Source organism: Mesorhizobium sp. M0028, assembly GCF_040323855.1.
Lineage (GTDB): Bacteria > Pseudomonadota > Alphaproteobacteria > Rhizobiales > Rhizobiaceae > Mesorhizobium.
Window position 1 is genome coordinate 133,120 of the sequence record NZ_JAMYVG010000007.1, and the last position, 23,853, is coordinate 156,972.

Sequence of the window (23,853 nt, forward strand, 5' to 3'; positions counted from 1 at the left end):
TCGATTAGCGCGTTCTCGGTTCCGCCGTCTCGGTTTGGGCGGTGCAGGTGCCGGCGAGCTCGCCAATATGCGCCTTCCACTCCGGGGACTGGTCGTTGCTGTAGAGCCGGTCAAGCGAGGCTTCGCCCTGGAGAGTGTCCAGCATGCAGGCACAATAGCTGGAGCAGAACTCGGTGTCGCGCGCCTGCTCGCAGGATATTTGGCAGGATTTCAGAAAGTTCACCTCCCTGCTTTCGACCCGCGCCGGCATGAATTGCGAAAACAGCCAGACCGAGCCGATCAGCAGCGGCTGATGGATCAGATAAAAGGCAAGGCTGTGCCGGCCGATGAAGACCAGCGGGTTTGCCCAGCGGCCTGGCGTCATGGCCGACAGCCGGGTCAGCACGCCGGAGGTGGCGACGAGTTTGGTAACCGCGATGCCGGCAAGCACGGCGCCGAACCAGGGCAGCAGCGGAACATAGTCGTTGGAGTGCGGATTGGTCGCCGATAGACCGACCCACCACAAAGCCGGATGATCGAAGGCCTCGGATCTGAGGTAGAAGGGCGCCGCGATGACAAACGCCGCGACAAGCAGTGTCAGCAGCGCCGGCAGCCGCAGGAACGCCAGGCCGAGCAGGCTGGCGAGCGCGATCTCGTGCAATATGCCGAAAAAAATGAAGCCGTCGGGCGTGGCGATTCGGGTGACCAGCGATATTGCGAGAGCCGCCCCGGCAACCATGGCGAAGCGCTTCCAGAAGCCTGTCCAGCGGATTTTCTTCCCATGGGCGAGATAGAGGCTGACGCCGACCAGGAACAGGAAGCTCGAGGCGATGCAGCGCGCGTAGATTTTCCACCAGCCGAAGGCGGTGAGGCCGGGATCGGTGTAGCCGAAAAATTCGAGATCCCAGGTGAAATGATAGCTCGCCATGGCAAGCAAAGCGATGCCGCGTGCGATGTCGATGGCGGCGATGCGCTTCGCCTTCGGTTGATCCTGAACGGCGGTGGTCGGCGTGGCGATGCTCATCGGTCTCGCTGTCTTGGTTCAGCCCCGGCAAGACGACTATCACGGTTGCCACCGTCAAAAGAAGCAGTCCTCGCGTCGCGTTGGCGCGGGTCAGCATTAGAACTCGCTTTAGGCCAGAGCCGGAAAGCCTTTGGCCGGCTTCGCTTTTTGCCGTGAAGGCGTCGGTTTCCTGTTACCCGGCCAGGAATCGCCGCGGCAGATTTGTGCTCCAAACCCTGCTTTGGGCGATTCTGCTTCGGGGAAAGCAATGGCTACCCATGTGCGCCATCCTATCTGGCTTGCGGCCTTGCGGCCGGCGGATGCACGCACCTTCGCCTCGCTTTATGCGGTCGAATCGTTCGCGCGCGCCACCGTCTCCAGCGTCATCCCGATCCAGGCCTATGAGATCCTGCACAACGAGCAGATCGTCTCGATCCTCTACACGGTCGTGGCAATGCTCGGCCTCTCGGCGACGCTGTTCATGCCGATGTTGATCCGGCGCTTTGCCCGGCGCTGGGTCTATACCGCCGGTGCCTGCCTGCTGGCCGTCGGCTCGCTGTTCTTCGTCACTCATACGCTTGCTGGCCAAACGGTCGGCATGCTCTGCCGCGTCATCGGCGCCAGCGCGCTGGCGATCACGCTCAACCTCTACATCATGGACCACATCCGCAAGACCGATTTCATGCAGGCCGAGTCGCTGCGCATGGCGTGGTCGATGCTTGCCTGGACCGCCGGGCCGACGCTCGGCATTTTCCTCTACACGCGTTTCGGCATCTATGCCGCGCATAGCGCGGTGGCCGTCTTCGCCATGGCCCTGCTGGCGCTGTTCTGGACCTACCGGCTTGGCGACAACCCGTCGATCCGCCCGGGCAAGACGCGGCCGGTCAATCCGCTGGCCAATATCGGCCGCTTCGTCGCGCAGCCAAGGCTGAGGCTGGCCTGGCTGATCGCCTTCGGCCGTTCCTGCTTCTGGACGACGTTCTTTGTCTATGGGCCGCTGTTCATGGTGATCACCGGCGAGGGCGAGCTCGCCGGTGGCCTCTTGGTTTCGGCCGGCAATGCGCTTTTGTTCATGGCCATCTTCTGGGGCAGGGCGGGAAAGCGTTTCGGCGGCCGGCGCACCATGACGTTTGCCTATTTCGCCATGTCGGCGACGCTGCTGGCGGCCGGCGCCGTCGGCGAGGCCGCGCCGCTCGTCACCGGCGCGTTGCTGCTTTGCGGTGCCTTCTTCACCATCGCGCTCGATGCGCTGGGCTCGACCGCGTTCATGCGCTCGGTGCGCTCGTATGAGCGGGCGCAGATGGCGGCGGTCTACCGCACCTATCTCGACTTTTCCGAGCTGACGCCGCCGCTGGTCTATTCAGTGGTGCTGGCGTTCTTCGGCCTGGGCGCGGTTTTCGCGACGCTCGGCCTGCTGGCGGCGGTCTGCGGCTTCGTCACTTGGCGCTATCTGCCCAAATCGCTTTGATGTTCAAGCGCCGCATGCCGCTCGCGCACCCAGTTGTGGAAGCGGTGCAAATCATATTCCTCGGGCATCAGCACGCCGGCCTTATGGCGCATCGAGCGCAGGCCCTTCTGGTTGACCTCGCAGATATCAGCGTCTTCCTCCAGCACCTGGGTACCGAAGGCGACGATGTTGTCGATATCCGCAGCCGGATCGACGAGCGCTTCGGGCGAAAAAAGCCATTCGGCGGTGAGTTCGGTCTGCTCCGGCCCAAGCGGCACCAGCCGCACGGTCCTGACATAGTCGACATGGCCGACGACGAACATCGAGGGCAAGTTGGTGGCATAGGTCTGCCCGGCAGCACGCTCGGCCGGCGTCAGGCTCGAAAAGACCGAGCCGTGGACGCGCCCGTCGCGCGACCAGGTTTCGGCCCCGGCCCGCAAGCCGCCGGCAAATTCCGGCGCGTCATTGTCGGCGTGGCGCGCCCATTCGGGGTCGTCGTGCCGGCCCATCAGGCCGCGGCCATAGATCGGCACCAGCCGCGACAGGTCCTTGTGGACGCCAGGGCAGTGCAGGCACTCGTTGAAGTTCTCCCAAAATATCTTCCAGTTGCAGTTCATAACCTTGCGCAGCACATGGCCGCTCAGCAGCGTTTCCAGCGGCCAGTTGGCGAGGTTGCCGGATGCCGGATCGAAGGATGTTTCAGCCGAACCGGCAGCGTCTTGCGCGAGGTTGACGAAAACGAAACCGCGCCACACCGAAAGCGCGACGCGGTAGAGCGGATGATCGGCCTTGTCGAAACCGTCCGGCAGCGATTTCGACGGCACGCGCACCAGATCGCCGCGCAGCGAATAGGACCAGGCGTGGTAGGGGCAGGTGATGAGCCGCGCCCTCAGCCGTCCTTCGCTCTGCTGGCAAAGCTGCGAGCCGCGATGCCGGCAGGTGTTGTGAAAGGCGCGCAATTCGCCGGTCTCGTCGCGCAGCACGACGACCTCCTGCGTGCCTATGCGAAACGTCCTGAAAGCCAGCGGATGGGCAAGGTCGGCCTCGCGGCAGACCAGCAGCCAATTGCGATACCAGATGGCCTCGAGATCGCGCTGATAGCCTGCGATGTCCCAATAGGCCGATGACGGCAGCGTCGGCTCGGCCCGCGGCAGGCCGTTATAGGGACCGCGCTCATTCGGGCTGGGTTGCATGCCGGCTTCCTCCCCATCCGCCAGCCGACACCCGGCTGTGAGAATTGTCAATTGCGGCGCCGGCCGGCGAGCTTGGCGAGGCGGCGCATTCGCCACACGATCCGGCGGAATTTGGTTTGCCGGGCGCGGCGATTCTGCCTATAGTCGCTGATGTCGTCGGTTCCGTTTGGAACCAAGAGGGAATGCGGTGCGGGCGAAATTCTTGCCCAATGCCGTGGCTGCCCCCGCAACTGTGTGCGGTAGTCCTCTCCATATGCCACTGAAGATTTTCTTCGGGAAGGTGGGGAAGGGCGCTGATCCGCGAGCCAGGAGACCTGCCGGCGACAGGAAACTGACTTCTATGCCCTCGGGTGGAGGGCGAAAGGACAAGACATGAATACCGCTTCCGTCTCGCTCGGCGCTTCCGTCTCCTCGCAGTCGCGTTTCATGCAGCTGGCGCTTGCTGCATTCCTCGGCATTTTCGTCATGGGCTTTGTCGGCTTCTCGCACATCGATGCGGTCCACAATGCCGCCCACGACTATCGCCACTCGATGGGCTTTCCCTGCCACTGACAAGGGGCTGACATCATGACACTGTTTCGCAACGTCGTGTTCATCGCGGCGATCGCAGGGCTCGTGGCCGGCGTCGTTCTCGCCTGCATGCAGGCCTATGCCACGGTGCCGCTGATCCTGAAGGCGGAAGTCTACGAACAGGCCGGCGGCGGCCATGACCATGCCGCCGCACCTGCGGCACCGGCCGCCACGGGCACGATGGCTATGAGCAGCGCCGCGCCGGCACCGGCTGAAGCAATGGCTCCGGCTGAGGACGAAGGCTGGGCGCCGGCCGACGGTTTCGAACGCTTTGCCTTCAGCGTCGTTGCCAATATCGTCACCGGTATCGGCTTCGCGTTGGTCCTGGTTGCGGTTTCGGAGTTCGCCGGCGGCATCGGCAATTGGCGCCAGGGCCTGTTCTGGGGGCTTGCCGGCTTTGCCGTGTTCACGCTGGCGCCGGGCCTCGGCCTGCCGCCGGAATTGCCGGCAATGCCGGCGGCCGACCTTGTCCAACGCCAGATCTGGTGGTGGGCAACGGTGGTGGCGACCGCCGCCGGTCTCGGCCTGCTCGCCTTCCGCAGATCGCTGCCGCTGGCGGTCCTTGCCGTGGCGTTGATCGTGGCGCCGCATATTGTCGGCGCGCCGCAGCCCGACAGCTTCGAGACGACAATCCCGGAAGGCCTGCATCATCAGTTCGTGGTGGCGGTGACGCTGACCAATCTGGTGTTCTGGCTGGTGCTCGGCGCGGTCGTCGGCGTGGTGCGCGGCCGCTTCACCGGCACGGCGACCAGCCTGCGCGACAGCTTTGCCTGACCGCGCTGCCGGGGCGCTGATCCTGATCATCGGCGGTGCGCGCTCCGGCAAGAGCGTGCATGCCGAGAGGCTGGTGAGTGCCTGTCCGGCGCCATGGAGCTATATCGCCACGGCGCAAGCCTATGACGAGGAGATGCGCGAACGGATCGCGCTGCACCGCTCGCGCCGCAGCGCCGGCTGGACGACCATCGAGGCGCCGCTCGACCTTGCCGGCGCGATCGAGGCACTGCCTGACGGCCAGCCGGTGCTGATCGATTGCCTGACGCTGTGGCTGACCAACCATATGCTGGCCGAACATGATGTCGAGGCCGAATGCCGAAGGCTGGCAGATGTGCTGTCGCGGCCGCGTGGACCCTGGTTCGTGGTGTCCAACGAGGTCGGCCAGGGCATCGTGCCGGAGAATGCGCTGGCAAGACGGTTTCGCGACGCGGCCGGCCGGTTGAACCAGGACGTTGCCGCCGTCGCTGACACCGTGCTTTTGATGGTGGCGGGGCTGCCGCTCAGGGTGAAATGACATGGCTGATACCGACCACATCGATCCCAAGGACGAGAAACGCCACCGCGCGAAGATGGCCAAGCGCAAGGCGGTGCAGGACGCCGAGGTTGCAGCCAAGACGGTCGAGAAAGGGCTGTTGATCGTCAACACCGGTCCGGGCAAGGGCAAGACCACGGCCGCCTTCGGGCTGGCGCTCAGAATGCTCGGCTACGGCAAGCGCGTCGGCGTCGTCCAGTTCATCAAAGGCAAATGGCACACCGGCGAGAAGGATGCTTTTGCCTGCTTCGGCGACCGCGTCGTCTGGCACGCCATGGGCGAGGGCTTTACCTGGGAAACGCAGGACCTGAAGCGCGACATCGCGGCCGCTGAGGCCGCCTGGGCCAAGGCGCTCGAGCTGATGGCCGAGCCGTCGATCAGCCTCGTGGTGCTCGACGAACTCAACATCGCGCTGCGCTACGATTATCTCGACCTCGAAAAGGTGGTCGCAGCGCTGAAGGCGCGTCGCGAGGGCCTGCATGTCGTCGTCACCGGCCGCAATGCCAAGCCGGTATTGGTCGAGGCAGCCGATCTGGTCACCGAGATGGGCGTGACCAAGCACCACTTCTCCGCCGGCGTGAAGGCGCAGCAAGGGATAGAGTTCTGAGGGGTTTGGCGATCGGGGAAGGGCGTTTCGGAGCAGGCGGCGCCGGCGAAGCTGCCGATCTCCCCCCTTGTGGGGGAGATGCCCGGCAGGGCAAAGGGGGGCACTGTCCCTCGGCCTGTCAGTCGGAGACAACTACGTCGTCAGACCGTCATTAGCAGGTGAACGGTCAAGAGGCTGGCGATCCTTCGCGCCCCCCTCTGTCCTGCCGGACATCTCCCCCGCGAGGGGGGAGATTGGATGGCGCTTCGGATTTCGCCAACCTCGAACGTCAAAGGCAGGGAATGAGAAGCGCAAAGCTGGGGCGATTATTCTTTGGGCACAGCAATTTTGTTCTTGCTTTGTGCCGGCAGCTATGGTACTAATCTCGCTATGGTGCTAACTGGCTCCAACGACCCGCCGCTTGGCGGGTTTTTTGTTTCCGCTCGATCTCGGGCGCAGGTCACGCCAAGATAACAACCACTGCGACCACCCCGAACAGCGCGATCAGCAGTAAGTCGGCGACCCGGTAAAGTTTCAGCGCCCGTCGGATGTCGGTGCTCTCGATATCGTCGCGGCGGCCGCCTTCGCCCATCAACGCGTCTTCGACCATGACGCCGTCATAGGAACGGGGGCCGGCGAGCGCCAGGCCGAGCGCACCGGCCATCGCTGCTTCCGGCCAGCCGGCATTGGGCGAGCGGTGTTTTTTCGCATCGCGCCGCACAGCATGCCAGGCGGCTTTGGCATCGGCGCCCTTGACCAGGAAAGCGGCAAGCACGATCAGCAGCGCCGTCAGCCGTGATGCCGGCAGGTTGATCCAATCGTCGAAGCGCGCCGCCGCCCAGCCGAAGGCCTCGTGGCGCGGGGTGCGGTGGCCGATCATCGAATCGGCGGTGTTGGCGGCCTTGTAGGCGACGCCGCCGGCGAGCCCGCCAACGCCGATCCAGAACGCCGGCGCGACGACGCCGTCGGAGAAGTTCTCGGCCAGGCTTTCGATCGCGGCGCGGCAGACAGCGGCCCTGTCGAGCTTTTCCGGGTCGCGGCCGACGATCCGCGAGACGGCAATGCGGCCCATGTCCAGTCCGCCGCTGTCGAGGGCGTCGGCCACCGCTTCGACATGCTCGGCCAGGCTCTTCTGCGACAGCAGCGACGTCGCCAGGATTGCGATGACCAACAAGCCGAGGGGAATGCTCCAAAGCATGGCTTCGATCCAGAAGGCGAGGGCGGCCGGCACCAGCACGATGACCAGCAGCGCGAGCACGCCCCAGCGGCGACGGTGGGCGTCGGAATCAGTGGCGCGGTTGAGCCTGCCGTCGAGAAAGGATATCAGCCTGCCGAACCAGGTGACGGGATGGCCAATGGCATCGAAGAGCTGGGCCGGGTAGCCGAGTACAAGTTCGATGGCCAGCGACAGGAAAGTGATCAGGATCGACATGAAGTCTCTTGATGGAGTGACGGCGGCAGTGGACCACGGCGGAAGCCTTGGCCGGGCGAGGGCGCTTTTCCCTCACGCGCCGCTGCCTTTCGTCGACCTCTCGACCGGGATCAATCCGCACTCCTACCCGCTTTTCGATTTGCCCGCCACCGCCCTGTCGCGATTGCCGGAAGCAGCGCGTGCCCGCGAATTGGCCGAAGTCGCGGCAAGCGCCTATGGCGCTCCATCGGCGGCGAATGTCGCAGCGGCGCCCGGCACGCAGATCCTGTTGCCGCGCGTCGCTTCGCTGGTCAGCCCGGGCAGGGCGCTGGTGCTCGGGCCGACTTATGCCGAGCATCGGCGGGCAGCGGCGATCGCCGGCCATGCGGCGGCTGAAGTCGATGATTTCGAAGCCTCGGCGGCGGCCGACCTTGCCGTCGTCGTCAATCCCAACAACCCGGACGGGCGCGTCGTCGAGCGCGAAAGATTGCTTCGACTTGCCGCAAAATTGCGCGCCAGAGGCGGGCTGCTGGTCGTCGACGAGGCCTTCATGGATGTCGGCCCACGCAGCGAAAGTCTCGCTGGCGACGTCGACCAGGGCGGCATCGTCGTGCTGCGCTCGTTCGGCAAGTTCTTCGGCCTGGCCGGCCTGCGGCTTGGCTTTGCATTGACCGACGCGCTGACGGTCGAGCGGCTGCAGGCGCAATTCGGGCCATGGGCGATTTCCGGGCCGGCGCTCGAATATGGCATAAGGGCGCTTGCCGATACCGGCTGGCAGGCCGGGATGCGGCGCCGATTGGCCGAGGATGCCGCACGGCTCGATGCGCTGTTCGGCCGGTTCGGCGTGCCTGTCGCCGCTGGCACCGCGCTGTTCCGCTATATCAGGCTGGCGAACGCCGCCCGCCTGTTTTCGGTGCTCGGCCAGCGCGGCATCCTGCTTCGGCATTTCGCCGACCGGCCGGATGTGTTGCGCGCCGGCCTACCGGGAGCCGACGAAGAATGGCGGCGGCTCGAATCAGCGCTTGCCGGCTGGGCCTCGCGGCGCGACGATGATGCCAAGGGAGAAACGATCCAATGATCCATGTCTGCTCGCTGTCCAAAGTCGAGGAAACGGTGACGAAGACCGGGGCCGGGCGGCTGCTTTCGCTGCTCGCTGCCGGCACGGAGGTGATGCGGCCGGCCTCGATCACCAGGGAAAACCATCTGCACCTGGTCATGCACGACATTGCGGTAGCGCAGGAGGGCATGACCATGCCGGGCGAGGAGCATGTCTTGAACCTGCTCGATTTCGCCCGCCAATGGGATCGCTCGCGGCCGCTGGTGGTGCATTGCTATGCCGGCATCAGCCGGTCGACCGCCTCGGCCTACATTATCGCGGCAGCGCTGGCGCCGAAGCGCGACGAAGCCGAACTGGCCAAGACGCTGCGCGCGCTGTCGCCCACGGCGACACCCAATCCGCGGCTGATCGCAATTGCCGACGCACTGCTCGAGCGCGACGGCCGCATGAGCCGCGCCATCGAGGCGATCGGGCGCGGCGCCGAAGCGTTTGAGGGCACGCCGTTTGCGCTGAGGATCGAGGGCTAGTTACGCCAGCCAATCCGCCAGCTTTGCCTTGCGCACGTCCTTCAGCAAGCTGATGAAGCCGTCGGCTTGATGCTCGGCGGTGAGCCGGCCTTTTTCGGCGGTTGCAATGCTGGCGTCGCCGACCACGCCATTCGGGTTGAGGTCGCTGGCGATCCAGGCGAAGGCGTGCGTTCCGGTGTGGCGCAGCAGCGAAAATTCCTTTTCGGCGCGGGCGACCTTGGACACGAAATTATCGGCCTTGGCCATGTCGACGAGGTCGGGCCGGAAGTGCAGCATCAGCGAGGTCTCGACGTCGCCGCCATGAATGCCGTGGCGGTCTTCGAGGTCGGTGTACATGCCGGCCGGCCGGCCAAACCGTTGCCAGCTGGTCTTTACCGCCAGCATCTTTGCCCGCACGCGCAATTCGCGGGTGACGATGCCCATGATCTCCTCATTGCCGCCATGCGAGTTGACGACAATCAGTTTTCGGACGCCGGCGCGTGCGACCGACAGGCCAAGTTCGGTCCACGCCTCGACCAGGGTCGTCGCCGGCAGAGTGAGGGTGCCGGGCGCATGCAAATGCTCGTTCGACTTGCCCACCGCCTGAACCGGCAGGATGCGGATGTCGAGATCGCCGGGCAGGCGCGCGATCACCGTTTCCAGCATGCCGTTCATGATCGAGGTGTCGGTCGAAACCGGCAGATGGGGCCCGTGCTGCTCGATCGCCGCCAGCGGCAGAACGGCAATGGTCGCCTCAGGATCGACGGTCGCGTATTCGGTGGTCCGGTAGTCACCCCACCATACGCGTTTTTTTGTTCCGGCCATTTTTTACCTCGAAGAGACTGGATGCGCGCTTGATGAGGGGCGGCACCAACCTTTGTCGTGTAACTTGAGATCATCGGCCTGTCGATTCCAGCCGCTGGCCAGCGCTCCTCAACCCGACGCGATGACCTCGATCTCGACCTTAAACTCCGGCCGGGCAAAGCCGGACACGATCATCAGCGTCGAGGCCGGCGCCGGACTGGCGAACAGCCGGTCGCGAACCTCCATATAGGGCCGCAGGAAGGCGCGGTCGGTGACGTAGGCGTTGATGCGGACGATGTCGGACAGGCCGAGCCCGGCCTCGCCGAGAATCGCCGCTATGTTCTGGAAACAGAGCTCGGCCTGTGCGCCGGCCTCCTCGGGGATCTGGTCGTCCGCTGTGATCGCGACCTGGCCCGAACACAGCACCAGCCGCTTGCCGGGCGGCAGCTCGACGCCATGGCTGTAGCGGGCGAAGGGCGGCTTGATCGACTTCGGCGTGAGAAATTTGAACATGGCAATCTCCGTTCACGGCAGCGTAAAGCTGGATGTAGGCGGGCATCAAGATGGCGGTGCATGTCACGAGGGCGATTGTGGACAGGCGATCAAAAAATAGGCACGATGCCTTCCGTACAGCATGACCCGTCCGGCCTTCGCGCCGCCATTGCACAGGCGGGCATTGCACAAGCGGGCGGTCCCGACGCAACGCGCCGGTGGCATGTGTCTTGCTTCTTGAAACAATGGTGTCGAGCCCGGCGCGTGATGCGCCGGAGCGAACAAAGGGTGGTGTGGATGTACGGAAGACTCAAGATTTCGGCGGGCGTGATCGTGCTGCTTGGCGCAGGTACGCTTGCCGCGGCAGCGAACGAAAAAGTCACCTTCGGCACCAACTGGCTGGCCGAGCCGGAACATGGCGGTTACTACCAAGCCGTGGTGGATGGTACCTATGCCGCATGCGGCATCGACGTGACGATCATGCAGGGCGGCCCACAGGTCAGCGGCCGGCCGCTGCTGCTCGCAGGTAAGATCGATTTCTACATGGGCGGCAATCTGCTGTCGGCCTTCGATGCCGTGCAGCAAGGCATACCGATGCGCGTCGTGGCCGCCGACTTCCAGAAGGACCCGCAGGTCATCATGTCCCATCCCGGCCAGGGGCTGGACAAATGGGAAGACCTGAAGAACGCCGACCAGTACATCCTCGGCGACGAAGGTGCGCAGACCTTCTTCCAGTGGATGGTCACCGACCTCGGCTTCGATGCCGCAAAACGCGTGCCCTACACTTTCAACCCGGCTCCGTTCATCGCCAACAAGAAGTCGATCCAGCAGGGCTACGTCACCTCGGAGCCATTCGCCGTCCAGAAGCAGGGCGGTTTCACGCCGAACCAGTTCCTGCTGGCCGACTATGGCTGGGACACATATGCAACGACGGTCGAAACCATGCAGGAGACGGTCGACAAGCGGCCCGAGGTGGTCCAGTGCTTCGTCGATGGCTCGGCCAAGGGCTGGTACAATTATCTCTACGGCGACAACAAGGCCGCCAACGAGATGATCAAGAAGGAAAATCCGGACATGACGGATGAGCAGATCGCCTTCTCGATCGAGCAGCTGAAGAAGTTCGGCGTGGTCGATTCCGGCGACAGCGAAAAGCTCGGCATCGGCGCCATGACCGATGCGCGCATCCAGAGTTTTTACGACAAGATGGTCAAGGCCAAGGTAACGCCGGCGGGCATCGACATCAAGAAGGCCTACACGCTGGCCTTCGTCAACAAGAGCGTCGGGCTCGACCTGAAGAAGTAGGCCGTGAAGCTGGAGAAAGTGGCGCAACAGCCAGGAAGCGTATCGGGGCCGACGCTGTTGGCGCTGCGTGGCGTCGGCAAGGTGTTTTCCAACGGCGTCACCGCGCTCAGCAATGTCGAGCTGACGATCCGGGAAGGCGATTTCCTCAGCCTGCTCGGACCGTCGGGCTGCGGCAAGTCGACGGCGCTGCGGCTGATTGCCGGCCTGTCGACGCCGACCTCGGGCGTGCTCGACTGGCGCGGCAGCGGCGCCCTCGATCGTTCAAATATCGGCGACCGCTCGAATATCGGCTTCGTCTTCCAGGAGCCGACGCTGCTGCCCTGGGCCGATGTCTTCGACAATGTCTGGCTGCCGCTGCGGCTGAAGGGCGTGTCGCGGGCCAAGGCGGCGCCGGCGGTGATGGAGATGCTGGCGAGGGTTCACCTGACCGGCTTCGAGAATGCCGTGCCGCGCGAATTGTCGGGCGGCATGAAGATGCGCGTCTCGATTGCCCGGGCCATGGTGACCAAGCCGCGGATTCTGTTGATGGACGAGCCGTTCGCAGCACTCGACGAGATCACCCGCTTCAAGCTCAACAACGATCTGCTGGAGCTGTGGCAGGATGAACGTTTCACCGTCGTTTTCGTCACCCACAGCGTCTTCGAAAGCGTTTTCCTCTCCAACCGCGTCGTCGTCATGGCGGCGCGGCCGGGCCGGGTGTTCGCCGAGCTCGCCGTCGATGCGTCCTATCCGCGCGACGAGGCGTTTCGCACCTCGCCCGACTATGCCGCGCTCTGCCGCCAGGCATCCGACGTGCTGATCGGCGCCATCAACTCAACTGCCGGACCGCATCATGACGGCCATTGAAGAACAAATCCTGGCGCTCGACCCGGAGGAGGCGCGTCGCGTTCGCCAAGAGCGCTTCGAGCGCATCGGCAGATGGCTGCTGCCGCTGGCGATCATGATCCTGGCGATCTGGCTGTGGGACCGCGTCTGCGTCTGGAACGACATCCCGAAATATATCCTGCCGCGTCCCGGCGTGGTGCTGCAGACGCTGCACGACGATGCCGGGCTGCTGTTCTCCTCGCTGCTGGTGACACTCAGGATCACCTTCTTGAGCCTGCTTCTCGCCGTCATCGGCGGCGTCGGGCTGGCAGTGCTGTTCGCGCAGTCGAAATGGGTGGAGATGTCGTTCTTTCCCTTCGCCATCGTGCTGCAGGTGACGCCGATCGTCGCGATCTTTCCGCTGATCAATATCTATGTCGACAACCAGACGACAAAGCTTTTGCTTTGCGCCTGGATCGTCGCCTTCTTCCCGATCCTCTCCAACACCACGCTCGGCCTCAATTCCGTCGACCGCAATCTGCGCGATTTGTTCAAGCTCAACGGCGCCACCCGCTGGCAGCAATTGCGCTATCTGCGGCTGCCGGCGGCGATGCCTTATTTCCTCGGCGGGCTGAAGATCGCCGGCGGCCTGTCGCTGATCGGTGCGGTGGTGGCCGAGTTCGTCGCCGGCGCCACCGGCCAGTCGTCCGGCCTCGCCTCGCGCATAATCGAGGCCGGCTACCGGCTCAACGCGCCGAGGCTGTTCGCGGCGCTGATCCTGATCTCGCTCACCGGCATCCTGATCTTCCTGGTGCTGTCGCTGATTTCGCATCTCATTTTGCGGCGCTGGCACGAGAGCGCGCTGAGGCAGGAGCGGTGATGGTGGACAGCGCCGCCTTGATACCAGCTTCTGGTTCCTACCATCTCGCCAAGGTTCGGCTTCATGCCTCACTGACGCCGGGCTTTTCTGGAGCCTTCGATACCGACGGGTTTGGGCTCGCGGATATCGCCATCGCCGATGGCAAGATCTCCGGGATTACGGCGCATCGATCCAACGCACAGGCAGGCGCCATCGACCTTGGCGGCCGGATCGTCTTGCCCTGCTTCGTCGACTGCCACACGCATATCGACAAGGGCCATATCTGGCCTCGAAAGCCGAACCCGGACGGCACCTTCATGGGCGCGCTGAACGCAACGGGCGCCGACCGCGCGGCGCACTGGAGCGCCGACGACGTTGCCCGCCGCATGGATTTTTCGCTGCGCTCTGCCTATGCGCATGGCACCAAGGCGCTGCGTACGCATCTCGACAGCGTTGCGCCGCAGGAAGAGATCTCCTGGCCGGTGTTCGAGACGATGCGGGAGAAATGGCGCGGCCGCATCGAGCTGCAGGCGGCCTGCCTGCTCGGCATCGAAGGCGTGCGCGACAGGAAATGGTTCGAGAGGCTGGCCAAGCGGGTGGCTGCCGCCAAGGGCGTGCTCGGCGTCGTCACCTATATGGTGCCGGACCTCGAGGAACTGCTTGACCAGGTGTTTGCGCAGGCGATCAAGCATGGCCTCGACCTCGATTTCCATGCCGACGAGACCGACGATGTCTCGGCGATCTCGCTCAAGAAGATTGCCGAAGCCGCCCTCTGGAACGGTTTTGACGGGAACATCCTGGTCGGCCATTGCTGCTCGCTGGCGCGCCAGCCCGATCTCGAGGTGCTCGACACGCTGGACAAGGTCGCCAAGGCCGGCCTGGCGGTGGTGTCGCTGCCAATGTGCAATCTCTATTTGCAGGACCGGCGCGGCGATAACACCACGCCGCGCTGGCGCGGGGTGACGCTGCTGCACGAGATGAAGGCGCGCGGCATCGCCGTCGCCGTCGCCTCCGACAATACGCGCGACCCGTTCTACGCCTATGGCGATCTCGATATGCTGGAGGTCTATCGCATGGCGACGCGCATCCTGCATCTCGACCATCCCGTCGCTGACTGGCCGCAAGCGGTAACAGCGACGCCGGCCAAGGTGATGCGGCTCGATGGTTTCGGCACGCTTGCCGCCGGAGGGCCGGCCGATTTCGTCGTCTTCAAGGGGCGAAGCTGGACGGAATTGCTGTCACGGCCCGAATCGGATCGCATCGTGGTGCGCGACGGCCAGGCGATCGAACGCCAGCTGCCCGATTATGCCGAACTCGATGATCTGATGGTGGAATGATGGATATTGCGGCGCTCAAGCGCGACCTGGACGGCCTCAAGGTCGACGACCATCCGGCGATCGTCCAGCAGAAGAGCCGCGACTTCTACTGGTACAGCCCGGTGCTGAAGCAGCAGCTCGAGCATGTCACCGGCGACCTGATCGTGACGCCGAAAACGGAAGATGAGGTCGTCCGCGTGCTCGCCGCCTGCCACCGGCATGGCGTGCCGGTGACGCCGCGCGGCAGCGGCACCGGCAATTACGGGCAGGCGATGCCTCTGTCCGGCGGCGTCGTGCTCAATCTCGCCGAGATGAACGCGATCAAGGCGATCGCGCCCGGTCGTGTCGTCACCGGTCCCGGCGCCGTGCTCGCCGACATCGACAAGGCGACTCGGGCGCATTCCGGCCAGGAGCTCCGCATGTCGCCGTCGACCTACAACACGGCATCGATCGGCGGCTTCGTCGCCGGCGGCTCCGGCGGTATTGGCTCGATCCGCTGGGGCGGCTTGCGCGACCTCGGCAACGTCATCCGGCTGAGGACCGTGACGATGGAGGCACAGCCCCGCGTCATGGAGCTCACCGGCGAGGACGTGCTGAAAGTGATGCACGCCTACGGCACCAACGGCATCATCACCGAAGTCGAGATGCCGCTAACCGCCAGTTATGACTGGATCGACGTCATCGTCGGCTTCGACGATTTCATGGATGCGGCCGGCTTCGGCAACGATCTCGCCATCCAGGACGGCATCCTGGCGAAGCTGATCACGCCGATAGCAGCACCCATCCCCTACGATTACTTCAAGCGCCACCAGCGGTTTTTCCGGCGCGGCCAAAGCATCGTCGTCCTGATGATCGCGCCGCATGCGATGGATGCCTTCCTCGCCTTCACTGCGCGCAGTAAGGGCGAGATCGTCTTTCGCGCCGATAAGGAGGCCGATCTCAAGGGGCTGCCGCCGGCCTATGAGCTGACCTGGAACCACACCACGCTGCGCGCCATCCGGGTCGACCCGACGATCACCTATCTGCAGACCCGCTACCCGTCGCCGGACCACCTCGGCCACGTCAAGGCAATGGTCGAACGCTTCGGCGACGAGGTGCCGGCGCATCTCGAATTCATCCGCTTCGACGGCGCCATCGGCATCGCAGGGCTGCCGCTAGTGCGCTTCACCACGGCGGAGCGGCTGGACGAGATCATTCGCATCCACGAGGACAATGGCTGCTGGATCTTCAACCCGCACCGCTACACGCTGGAAGAGGGCGGCATGAAGCGCACCGACGAGGTGCAGCTCGCCTTCAAGCGCGAGACCGACCCGCAGGGGCTGCTCAATCCGGGCAAGATGATCGCCTGGGAAAATCCGGACTATGATTATCGCTCAGGCAAGTCGTTCCTGTTCAAGGGGCTGGAGAAGACGGGTTGAGGAGAGGTTTGCGCTTGAACACCCCCCTCTGGCCTGCCGGCCATCTCCCCCTCAAGGGGGGAGATCGGCTGTCGGTATCGCTTTCGCCAGTTGCCGACGTTGGAAGATGGTCGAGACGATGGAACCGCCAATCTCCCCCCTTGAGGGGGAGATGCCCGGTAGGGCAGAGGGGGGTGCCTCGCGCCGACCTGCGAGGACTTGGGTGAACATCCTCGTCCTCTACGCTCATCCGGTCGAGACCAGCTTCAATGCCGGTCTGCACCGGACCATCGTCGAGCGGCTGAAGGCCGCCGGCCATGCCGTCGACGATTGCGATCTCTATGCCGAGGGGTTCGATCCCAGGCTGACGCGGGCCGAACGGCTCTCCTATCACGACGCGCGCAGTGACGGCGATCCTGCAGCGGCTTACGTCGAGCGCTTGCTGCGGGCCGAGGCGCTGGTGCTATCGTTTCCGGTGTGGAACTTCGGCTATCCGGCCATTCTGAAAGGCTTTTTCGATCGCGTCTTCCTGCCCGGCGTGTCGTTCAAATTGGTTGACGGCAAGGTGCAGCCGTCGCTGCACAACATTCGCAAGGTCGCCGCGGTCGCCACCTATGGCGGCAGTCGGTTCCGAGCCATGCTGATGGGCGACCCGCCGCGCAAGCTGGTCAAGCGGGTGCTGCGTGCGACCATCAAGCCTGGCGGGTCGGTTTCCTACCTCGCGCAGTACTCGATGAACCTATCGACCGACGAGAGGCGGACGAGATTCGTGGCGAAGGTCGCGGCCGAGATGGATGCGTTCTGAGCTACATTCGCACTCGCTCGGCCTTCGGATCGTACATCGGCTTGAGCGAGGCCTCGGCGGCAAAGCGCTCGCCGGCGATCTCGATCTCGTAGGACGACGACAGCACATCCGCCTCGCTCTCACCCTTGCAAGGCACGTAGCCAAGCCCGATTGCGCCGCCGAGATGATGGCCGTAATTGCCCGAGGTGATCGGACCGACGATCTTGCCGTCGCGCAGGATCGCCTCGTTGTGGAAGAGCAGCGGCTCGGGGTCGTTCAGGCGGAACTGCACCAGCCGGCGTGACAGGCCGGTTTCTTTCTTCTTCAGCACCGCATCGCGGCCGAGGAAATAGCTCTTGGCCGTCTTCACGGCGAAGCCAAGGCCGGCCTCCAGCACATTGTCTTCGTCGGTGATGTCGTGGCCGAAATGCCGGAACGCCTTTTCGATGCGGCAGGAGTCCAGCGTGTGCAGGCCGCATAGCTTCAGACCGACATCGGCGCCGGCCTCTTCTATCGCCTCGAAGACGTGGGCGGCCTGGTCGGTCGAGACATAAAGCTCCCAGCCGAGCTCGCCGACATAGGTGACGCGGTGGGCGCGGGCCAGGCCCATGCCGATCTCGATCTCCTGAAACGTTCCGAACGGATTGTTGTCATTGGAGAAATCATTCGGGCTGACCTTTTGGATCAGCTTCCTCGAATCCGGGCCCATCAGGCAAAGCACCGCTTCGGCAGCGGTCACATCGGTAATGACGACGAACTCGTCGGCAAGATGTTTTTTCAGCCAGGCCAGATCGCGCTGCAGCGTGGCGCCCGGCACGACGAGGAAGAAGGCTGTTTCGGACAATCGCGAGACGGTCAGATCGCTCTCGATACCGCCGCGCTGGTTGAGCATCTGGGTGTAGACGATCTTGCCCGGCGCCACGTCCATGTCGTTGGCGCAGAGCCTTTGCAGGAAGGCGCAGGCGTCGCGGCCTTCGACGCGGATCTTGCCGAACGAGGTCATGTCGAACAGGCCGACGCCGTTCCGGACCGCCAGATGCTCCTCGCGCTGGTTGTCGAACCAGTTCTGCCGTTTCCACGAATAGCGGTATTCGCGCTCCTGGCAGGGCCTAGCGAACCAGTTGGCGCGCTCCCAGCCGGCGACCTCGCCGAACACCGCGCCGCGCGTCTTCAGGTGCTCGTGCAGCGGCGAACGCCTCACGTTCCGCGAGGTTGCCATCTGCCGGTAAGGAAAATGATCGGCGTAGAGCAGGCCGAGCGTTTCGGAGACGCGCTCCTTGAGATAGCGGCGGTTCTTCTGGAACGGCTGGGCGCGGCGGATGTCGACCTCCCAGAGATCGAACGGCGCCTCGCCGTCATTGATCCATTGCGCCAGCGCCATGCCGGCGCCGCCGGAGGAGACGATGCCGATCGAATTGTAGCCGGTCGCCATCCAGTAGCCGGAAAGCTCCGGCGCCTCGCCGAGATAATAACGGTCGTCGGGGGTAAAACTCTCTGGGCCGTTGAAGAAGGTGTGGATGCCGGCGGTGGCCAGCATCGGCATGCGGTTGACGCCCATTTCGAGGATCGGCTCGAAATGGTCCATGTCCTGCGGCAACTGGTCGAAGCAGAACTCCTCGCTTATGCCGTTCATGCCCCACGGCTTGGCCACCGGCTCGAAAGCGCCGAGCATCATCTTGCCGGCATCTTCCTTGTAGTAGGCGCATTCGTCCGGCACGCGCAGCACCGGCAGGCGGGAGAGCCCCGGGATCGGCTCGGTGACGAGATAGAAATGCTCGCAGGCGTGCAGCGGGATGGTGACGCCGTTCTGGGCGCCAAGTTCGCGTGCCCACATGCCGGCGCAGTTGACGACGATATCGGCTTCGATCGTGCCTTGCTCGTCGCCCTGCGCCCAGGAGACGCCGGTGACGCGGCCTGCCTTGGTATGCACCTTGGTCACCTTGACGTTCTCGACGATCGTCGCACCGCGCTGACGTGCGCCCTTGGCCAACGCCATGGCGATGTTGGCGGGGTCGCATTGGCCGTCGAGCGGCAGATGCACGGCGCCGACCACATCGGATACATTGAGATGCGGGTACATCTGCTTGACTTCACCTGGCGAAATCTCGCGCACGTCGACATCGAAGGCGCGGGCGAGAGACGCCTGCCGATAGATCTCGTGCTTGCGCTCCTCGGTAAGCGCCACCGTGATCGAGCCAACCTGGCGCATGCCGGTGCCGACATCGGTCTCGACCTCGAGCTTGACGTAGAGATCGGCCGAATACTTCGCCAGCCGGGTCATGTTCTGCGAGCCGCGCAGCTGGCCGATCAGGCCGGCAGCGTGCCATGTCGTGCCCGATGTCAGCTGCTTGCGCTCGAGCAGAACGATGTCGGTCCAGCCGAGCTTGGCCAGATGATAGGCGACCGAGCAGCCGGAGACGCCGCCACCGATGATGACCGCCCTTGCTTTGGGAGGAATGGCCTTGGTCGGTATGGTTTTGGCGGGCGGCGAGTTCATGCGGCTTCGCGGCGGTAGCTGGAGGCGAAGCGGCGCAGGCGCGTGGCAGCCTCCATCAGCACCGGCTCAGGCTGGCAGAGGCTGAAGCGGATGTGGCCGGCTGCAGCTTCGCCGAAGCTCGAGCCGGGCATGACGCCGACCTTCTCCTGGTCGAGGAACGCCCAGGCGAATTTCTCATCGTCCGGCTCGATCGCCGATATGTCGAGCATCACGTACATGCCGCCCTCGGAGCCGCGCACGGTGATGTTGTTCATGCCGCGCATGGCATCGAGAACGACGGCGCGCCTTGCGGCATAGCGCTCGGCGATCTCCTTGACGCCGTAGCCGTTTTCGAGCGCCTCGGCGCAGGCGAGGCTGATGAAGGCCGGCAGGCCGTAGGTCATCACCAGATTGAGGTCGGTCAGCAGCGAGACCATTGGTTCGGGCCCGGTCAGCCAGCCCATGCGCCAGCCGGTCATGCCGTGGCTCTTGGACATCGAATTGATGACCAGCGTACGTTCGGCCATGCCGGGCAGCGAGCGTGGTGAGACGTGCTCGCCGCCACCCAGCGTCCAGTAGACCTCGTCTGACAGCAGCCATAGGTCATGCTCGCGGCAGATCTGCGCCAGCTCTTCCAGGCGCTCGCGCAAATAGACGGCACCGGTCGGGTTGTTCGGCGTGTTGATCAGAATGGCGCGGGTGTTCGGCCGTAGGGCGGCGCGGATCTCGGCGGCGCGCGGCTGAAAGCCATCCTCGGCGGGTGTCTCGACGACGCTGAACGCGGCGCCCGCCGCGCTGAAGGTATTGGGATAGGTGGCGTAATAGGGCGCGACGACGATGGCATGGTCGCCCTGGTCGAGAACAGCTTGAATAGCTGCGTAAAGCGCGGCCTGCCCGCCCGGCGTGGCGATGACCTGGTCGGGGCTGGTCGCAACACCGGTGCAGAGCGTCGAGGCCGCCGCCATCGCCTTGCGCAGCCGCGGAACGCCGGCAAGTGGGGTGTAGTGGTGATTGCTGGCGCGGACCGCCGTCACGCAGGCTTCGATCGTCTCGCTCGGCGTGTCGAAATCATGGTCGCCGACCGACAGCATGATGATGTCCTCGCCGGCCTGCTTGCGCGCCCAGGCAGCGGAATGAACCTCCCAGCCATCCTTGCCCGAAGGCACGATGCCGGAAATGCGCGATGATGGCCTGGGCATTATGCTACTCCCGAAATTTCGTAGCCGGCCTGTTCGAGCCGGTCGCGCAAGGCGGCGATGTGGGCCGGTCCGACTTCGCAGCAGCCGCCGACGATGCCGGCGCCGGCCTCGACCCAGCCGATCGCCTGGCCGGCATAGGCGTCCGGATCGAGGTCGTGGCGGGCGTGCAGCACTTCGACGGTGCCGCCATGCTTGAGCGCCTCGACCGAGGTGAAGCCATTGGCATAGGCGCCGACCGCACCGCCGAGAGCGATCAGTCCGGGCAGCGCTGCAGCGATCGCTTCGGGCCGACAGCAATTGATCAGCCGGGCCGCGACGGGTAGGCCGTCAAGAGCGCCCGACGCCGCCGCAATGGCTTCGCCGCTGCGCAGGCGCGGCATGCCGTGATCCGCGAGCGTCCACGACACCCAGACAGGCTTGCCGCTTTCCGATGCCGCGGTGACGGCGGCGCGCGCCTCTTCGGCCGACGCCATGGTTTCGCACAGAAACAGATCGACGCCGTCCGCCTGCTCGGCAACTATACGGCGATAGATGTCGAGCGTATCCTGGAAGGATATCGTCAGCGCCGGCGCATAGCTGCCGAACAGCGGCGACAGGCAGCCGGCGATCGCCGCGTCGCCGGTCTGGTCGCGTGCTTGCCTTGCCAGTTCGATGCTGCGCTTCTGCAAAGGCTTGAACAGCTCTTCCGCGCCCTCGCGCGCCAGCCGCTCCGGCGTTGCGGAATAAGTGTTGATGGTGATGACGCGGGCTCCGGCGCGGATGAATTCCGCATGCAGGTCGCGCACCAGATCCGGTTCGTCGATCAGCACCCTGGCCGACCAGAGCGGCGTCGGCTCGGAGCTGCTGCGGCGGACCAGCTCCTGGCCCATGCCGCCATCGGTGAGGATGACTTTCTTCATGCTTTGAGCCTCTCGTTCTTCGGATCCCATAACGGCTCATCCTTCTGCACGATCGCCCGAAAACGTTCGCCGAAGATATCGACCTCGACCGCGGTTCCCGGCTCGGTGAGGTCGGCGCGCAGCATGCCGAGCGCGATCGACTTGTCGATGCGATGACCCCAGCCGCCGGATGTCGTCTCGCCGACGATCCGGCCGTCATGCCAAAGCGTCGACATGTAAGGTGTGTCGCAGTCGCCGGGATTTTCGACGACCAGCGTGACGAAGCGTTTCTTGACGCCTTGCTGCTTTTCGCTCTGCAACGCCGCCTTACCGCGGAAGTCGGGCTTGTCCCATCTGACGAAGCGCTCCAGCCCGCCCTGCAGGATCGAGTAGTCGGTCGACAGATCGCCCTTCCACGTACGGTAGCCTTTTTCGAGCCGCAGCGAATCCAGCGCGTACATGCCGAATGGTTTCAGGCCGTGCCTCTGGCCGGCCGCCCAGACAGCGTCGAAGATGACTGCGGTATCGTCGACCTTGCTGTGGATTTCCCAGCCGAGCTCGCCAGCGAAGGATACGCGCACCAGCTTGGCCCAGCGCCCGGCGATCGATGTTTCCTGATGCGTCAGCCAGGGCAGGGTGAGGTCGGCCGCGCAGAGTTCGGCGAGGATGTTTCGCGAGTTGGGTCCGGCGAGGATCTGGGTCGAATACTCTTCTGTCCGGTCAGTCAACTTGAACGTCGCGTCCTTCGGCATGCGCGATTTCAGCCATTCGAAATCGTGCCACTGCGCCACCGCGGCGGTGATCAGCGTCATGTGATCTTCGTCGTGACGCACCACCGACATCTCGGTGACGACGCGGCCCTTGTCGTCGGCAAAGTAGACGAGGCCGATGCGGCCGGGTTTCGGCACCAGGCCTGTCACCTGGAGGCTCAGCCATTCGGCGGCACCCGGACCGTCTAGATTGAACCGGGAAAATCCCGGCAGGTCCAGAATGCCGGCGGCATCGCGGACGGCGAGGCATTCCTCGCGCACACGATGCTGCCAGGGGCCGTCACGGCGGAAGGTCAGCGTGGATTGTTCGGAGATGTCGTCGCCTGGCTTCGCATACCAGGTGGCGCGTTCCCAGCCATTATAGGCGTCGAACTGGGCGCCGAGCGCCTTGATGCGGCCGTGGAGCGGCGACAGCTTGCGGTCGCGCCCAGCCGGCCAGGCGTGGCGCGGGAATTGGATGGCATACTCGTTGCCGTAGATCTCCATGCCCTTGGCGACGCAGTAATCCGGCGCCGACGCAAAGGCGGTGAAACGGCGTGGATCGCAGGACCACATGTCCCATTCGGTCTGGCCCTCGGTCACCCACTCGGCCAGCACTTTGCCGGCGCCGCCGCCCTGGGCGATGCCGAAGGTGAAGACGCAGGCCTCGAAGGCGTTGGGCACGCCAGGCATCGGGCCGATCAGCGGGTTGCCGTCCGGCGCATAGGGGATCGGCCCGTTGATGACCTTGGACAGCCCGGCGGTGCCGAGGATCGGCACGCGGGCGACGGCATCGGCCAGGTAATGTTCCAGCCGGTCGAGGTCGTCGGGAAACAGCTGGAACGAAAAGTCGTCCGGCATCGGGTCGTTGTGGCCGACCCAATGGGCGCGGCAATTGCGCTCATAGGGGCCGAGGTTCATGCCGTTCTTTTCCTGGCGCAGATAATAGGACGTATCGACGTCGCGCAGCAGCGGCAGCTTCTTGCCTTGTTCCTTCGACCACGCCGCCAGTTCGGGGATTTCCTCAAACAGGATGTATTGATGGCTCATCACCATCATCGGCACCTCGCGGCCGAACATCCTGCCGACTTCGGCGGCGCGGTAGCCGGCGGCGTTGACGACAATCTCGCAGCGAATCTCGCCTTGCGGCGTCTCGACCACCCACTCGTCGTTCTCGCGGCGCACGCCGGTGACCGGGCAGAAGCGGATGATCTTCGCACCCATGTCGCGCGCGCCCTTGGCCAGCGCCTGGGTCAATTGCGCCGGGTCGATGTCGCCGTCGCTCGGATCGTAGAGCGCGCCCTTCAGCTCATGCGTTTCGATGAAGGGGTAGCGGCGCTTGATCTCGTCGGGGCCGACGACATTGATGTCCATGCCCTGATAGCGGCCCATGCCCTTGGCGCGCTGGAATTCCTGCATACGCTCGATCGTATGGGCGAGCCTGAGCGAGCCGGTGACATGATAGTTCATGGGATAGCCGACCTCGTCGGCCAACCGGCGATAGAGCTCGGTCGAATAGCGCTGCATGTTCATCAGCGACCATGACGAGGAGAACGTCGGCACGTTGCCGGCGGCATGCCAGGTCGAGCCGGAAGTCAGCTCGTTCTTCTCCAGAAGCACGCAGTCGGTCCAGCCCGCCTTGGCGAGATGATAGAGCGAGGAGGCGCCGACGGCACCGCCTCCGATGATCACCACGCGTGCCGTGGTCGGCAAACTGGCCATGTTCTTCTCCAGA

Annotated in this window: 22 protein-coding genes and 1 riboswitch; of the genes, 13 read left to right on the top strand and 9 right to left on the bottom strand. The window is 64.5% G+C overall.

Annotated features, from left to right (window positions below; all coding sequences use genetic code 11):
- Positions 1-4: 4 nt before the first annotated feature.
- On the bottom strand, positions 5-1,003 hold the full coding sequence (locus NKJ93_RS16040; protein ID WP_352590110.1) for a heparan-alpha-glucosaminide N-acetyltransferase: 999 nt from the start codon (positions 1,001-1,003) through the stop codon (positions 5-7).
- 247 nt (positions 1,004-1,250) lie between these two features.
- Here NKJ93_RS16040 and NKJ93_RS16045 point away from each other — a divergent pair, with 247 nt between their 5' ends.
- Entirely contained in the window at positions 1,251-2,450 is a 1,200-nt protein-coding gene (locus tag NKJ93_RS16045) for an MFS transporter (protein ID WP_023720721.1), read from the top strand.
- Here NKJ93_RS16045 and NKJ93_RS16050 read toward each other — a convergent pair.
- Complete coding sequence (locus tag NKJ93_RS16050) at positions 2,429-3,622, bottom strand: aromatic ring-hydroxylating oxygenase subunit alpha (protein WP_352590113.1); 1,194 nt, start codon at positions 3,620-3,622, stop codon at positions 2,429-2,431. The two genes, NKJ93_RS16045 and NKJ93_RS16050, sit on opposite strands and share 22 nt — an antisense overlap.
- A 140-nt stretch (positions 3,623-3,762) precedes the next feature.
- Positions 3,763-3,958, top strand: a riboswitch (cobalamin riboswitch).
- A gap of 36 nt (positions 3,959-3,994) precedes the next feature.
- Here NKJ93_RS16050 and NKJ93_RS16055 point away from each other — a divergent pair.
- The 4 genes from NKJ93_RS16055 to cobO are packed head-to-tail and all read left to right on the top strand — an operon-like array spanning position 3,995 to position 6,105.
- Positions 3,995-4,174 carry a CbtB domain-containing protein gene (locus NKJ93_RS16055; RefSeq protein ID WP_023720718.1) on the top strand — a complete coding sequence of 60 codons (180 nt, stop codon included), beginning with the start codon at positions 3,995-3,997 and terminating at the stop codon, positions 4,172-4,174.
- Between the two features lie 15 nt (positions 4,175-4,189).
- Positions 4,190-4,966, top strand: a complete 777-nt coding sequence (locus NKJ93_RS16060) for a CbtA family protein (protein WP_352590116.1) — start codon at positions 4,190-4,192, stop codon at positions 4,964-4,966.
- Entirely contained in the window at positions 4,959-5,480 is a 522-nt protein-coding gene (gene cobU / locus NKJ93_RS16065) for a bifunctional adenosylcobinamide kinase/adenosylcobinamide-phosphate guanylyltransferase (RefSeq protein ID WP_352590119.1), read from the top strand. Before NKJ93_RS16060 ends, cobU begins: the two co-directional genes overlap by 8 nt.
- Before the next feature lies 1 nt (position 5,481).
- A complete protein-coding gene (gene cobO / locus NKJ93_RS16070; RefSeq protein WP_352590121.1) occupies positions 5,482-6,105 on the top strand; it encodes a cob(I)yrinic acid a,c-diamide adenosyltransferase in 624 nt (207 codons plus the stop codon).
- Positions 6,106-6,544: 439 nt separating this feature from the next.
- Here cobO and cbiB read toward each other — a convergent pair whose 3' ends face one another.
- Positions 6,545-7,516, bottom strand: a complete 972-nt coding sequence (gene cbiB, locus NKJ93_RS16075) for an adenosylcobinamide-phosphate synthase CbiB (RefSeq protein ID WP_352590124.1) — start codon at positions 7,514-7,516, stop codon at positions 6,545-6,547.
- Between cbiB and cobD the strand changes: the two genes are divergently transcribed.
- Together cobD and NKJ93_RS16085 are read left to right on the top strand one after the other, a co-directional pair.
- Positions 7,515-8,573 carry a threonine-phosphate decarboxylase CobD gene (cobD, locus tag NKJ93_RS16080; protein ID WP_352590127.1) on the top strand — a complete coding sequence of 353 codons (1,059 nt, stop codon included), beginning with the start codon at positions 7,515-7,517 and terminating at the stop codon, positions 8,571-8,573. The genes cbiB and cobD overlap by 2 nt on opposite strands.
- A complete protein-coding gene (locus tag NKJ93_RS16085; RefSeq protein ID WP_023719902.1) occupies positions 8,570-9,079 on the top strand; it encodes a tyrosine phosphatase family protein in 510 nt (169 codons plus the stop codon). Before cobD ends, NKJ93_RS16085 begins: the two co-directional genes overlap by 4 nt.
- On the opposite strand, the gene NKJ93_RS16090 is transcribed toward NKJ93_RS16085, so the two are convergent.
- Together NKJ93_RS16090 and NKJ93_RS16095 are read right to left on the bottom strand one after the other, a co-directional pair.
- Positions 9,080-9,883, bottom strand: a complete 804-nt coding sequence (locus tag NKJ93_RS16090) for a creatininase family protein (protein WP_023719903.1) — start codon at positions 9,881-9,883, stop codon at positions 9,080-9,082.
- A gap of 108 nt (positions 9,884-9,991) precedes the next feature.
- On the bottom strand, positions 9,992-10,375 hold the full coding sequence (locus tag NKJ93_RS16095; RefSeq protein WP_352484505.1) for a RidA family protein: 384 nt from the start codon (positions 10,373-10,375) through the stop codon (positions 9,992-9,994).
- Positions 10,376-10,651: 276 nt separating this feature from the next.
- Here NKJ93_RS16095 and NKJ93_RS16100 point away from each other — a divergent pair, with 276 nt between their 5' ends.
- The 6 genes from NKJ93_RS16100 to NKJ93_RS16125 all read left to right on the top strand — a co-directional run bounded on the left by NKJ93_RS16100 (position 10,652) and on the right by NKJ93_RS16125 (position 16,837).
- Positions 10,652-11,656 carry an ABC transporter substrate-binding protein gene (locus NKJ93_RS16100; RefSeq protein ID WP_023719905.1) on the top strand — a complete coding sequence of 335 codons (1,005 nt, stop codon included), beginning with the start codon at positions 10,652-10,654 and terminating at the stop codon, positions 11,654-11,656.
- Positions 11,657-11,659: 3 nt separating this feature from the next.
- Positions 11,660-12,502: an ABC transporter ATP-binding protein gene (locus tag NKJ93_RS16105; protein WP_023719906.1), complete on the top strand. Its 843-nt coding sequence runs from the start codon at positions 11,660-11,662 to the stop codon at positions 12,500-12,502.
- Positions 12,489-13,340 (top strand): ABC transporter permease, encoded by an 852-nt coding sequence (locus NKJ93_RS16110; RefSeq protein ID WP_352590130.1) that lies wholly within the window; start codon positions 12,489-12,491, stop codon positions 13,338-13,340. The genes NKJ93_RS16105 and NKJ93_RS16110 overlap by 14 nt, the downstream gene beginning before the upstream one ends.
- 17 nt (positions 13,341-13,357) lie before the next feature.
- Positions 13,358-14,656, top strand: a complete 1,299-nt coding sequence (locus NKJ93_RS16115; RefSeq protein ID WP_352495954.1) for a cytosine deaminase — start codon at positions 13,358-13,360, stop codon at positions 14,654-14,656.
- Positions 14,656-16,053, top strand: a complete 1,398-nt coding sequence (locus NKJ93_RS16120) for an FAD-binding oxidoreductase (RefSeq protein WP_352495955.1) — start codon at positions 14,656-14,658, stop codon at positions 16,051-16,053. Before NKJ93_RS16115 ends, NKJ93_RS16120 begins: the two co-directional genes overlap by 1 nt.
- Positions 16,054-16,255: 202 nt before the next feature.
- Positions 16,256-16,837, top strand: a complete 582-nt coding sequence (locus NKJ93_RS16125) for an NAD(P)H-dependent oxidoreductase (RefSeq protein WP_352495937.1) — start codon at positions 16,256-16,258, stop codon at positions 16,835-16,837.
- Between the two features lies 1 nt (position 16,838).
- On the opposite strand, the gene NKJ93_RS16130 is transcribed toward NKJ93_RS16125, so the two are convergent.
- Genes NKJ93_RS16130 through NKJ93_RS16145 form a run of 4 tightly spaced genes read right to left on the bottom strand, consistent with a single transcriptional unit; the run spans position 16,839 to position 23,840 of the window.
- Entirely contained in the window at positions 16,839-19,313 is a 2,475-nt protein-coding gene (locus NKJ93_RS16130; RefSeq protein WP_352590133.1) for a GcvT family protein, read from the bottom strand.
- On the bottom strand, positions 19,310-20,491 hold the full coding sequence (locus NKJ93_RS16135; RefSeq protein WP_023719911.1) for a pyridoxal phosphate-dependent aminotransferase: 1,182 nt from the start codon (positions 20,489-20,491) through the stop codon (positions 19,310-19,312). Before NKJ93_RS16135 ends, NKJ93_RS16130 begins: the two co-directional genes overlap by 4 nt.
- Positions 20,491-21,390 carry a homocysteine S-methyltransferase family protein gene (locus tag NKJ93_RS16140; RefSeq protein ID WP_352590136.1) on the bottom strand — a complete coding sequence of 300 codons (900 nt, stop codon included), beginning with the start codon at positions 21,388-21,390 and terminating at the stop codon, positions 20,491-20,493. The genes NKJ93_RS16135 and NKJ93_RS16140 overlap by 1 nt, the downstream gene beginning before the upstream one ends.
- Entirely contained in the window at positions 21,387-23,840 is a 2,454-nt protein-coding gene (locus tag NKJ93_RS16145) for a GcvT family protein (protein WP_352590139.1), read from the bottom strand. The genes NKJ93_RS16140 and NKJ93_RS16145 overlap by 4 nt, the downstream gene beginning before the upstream one ends.
- Positions 23,841-23,853 lie beyond the last annotated feature (13 nt).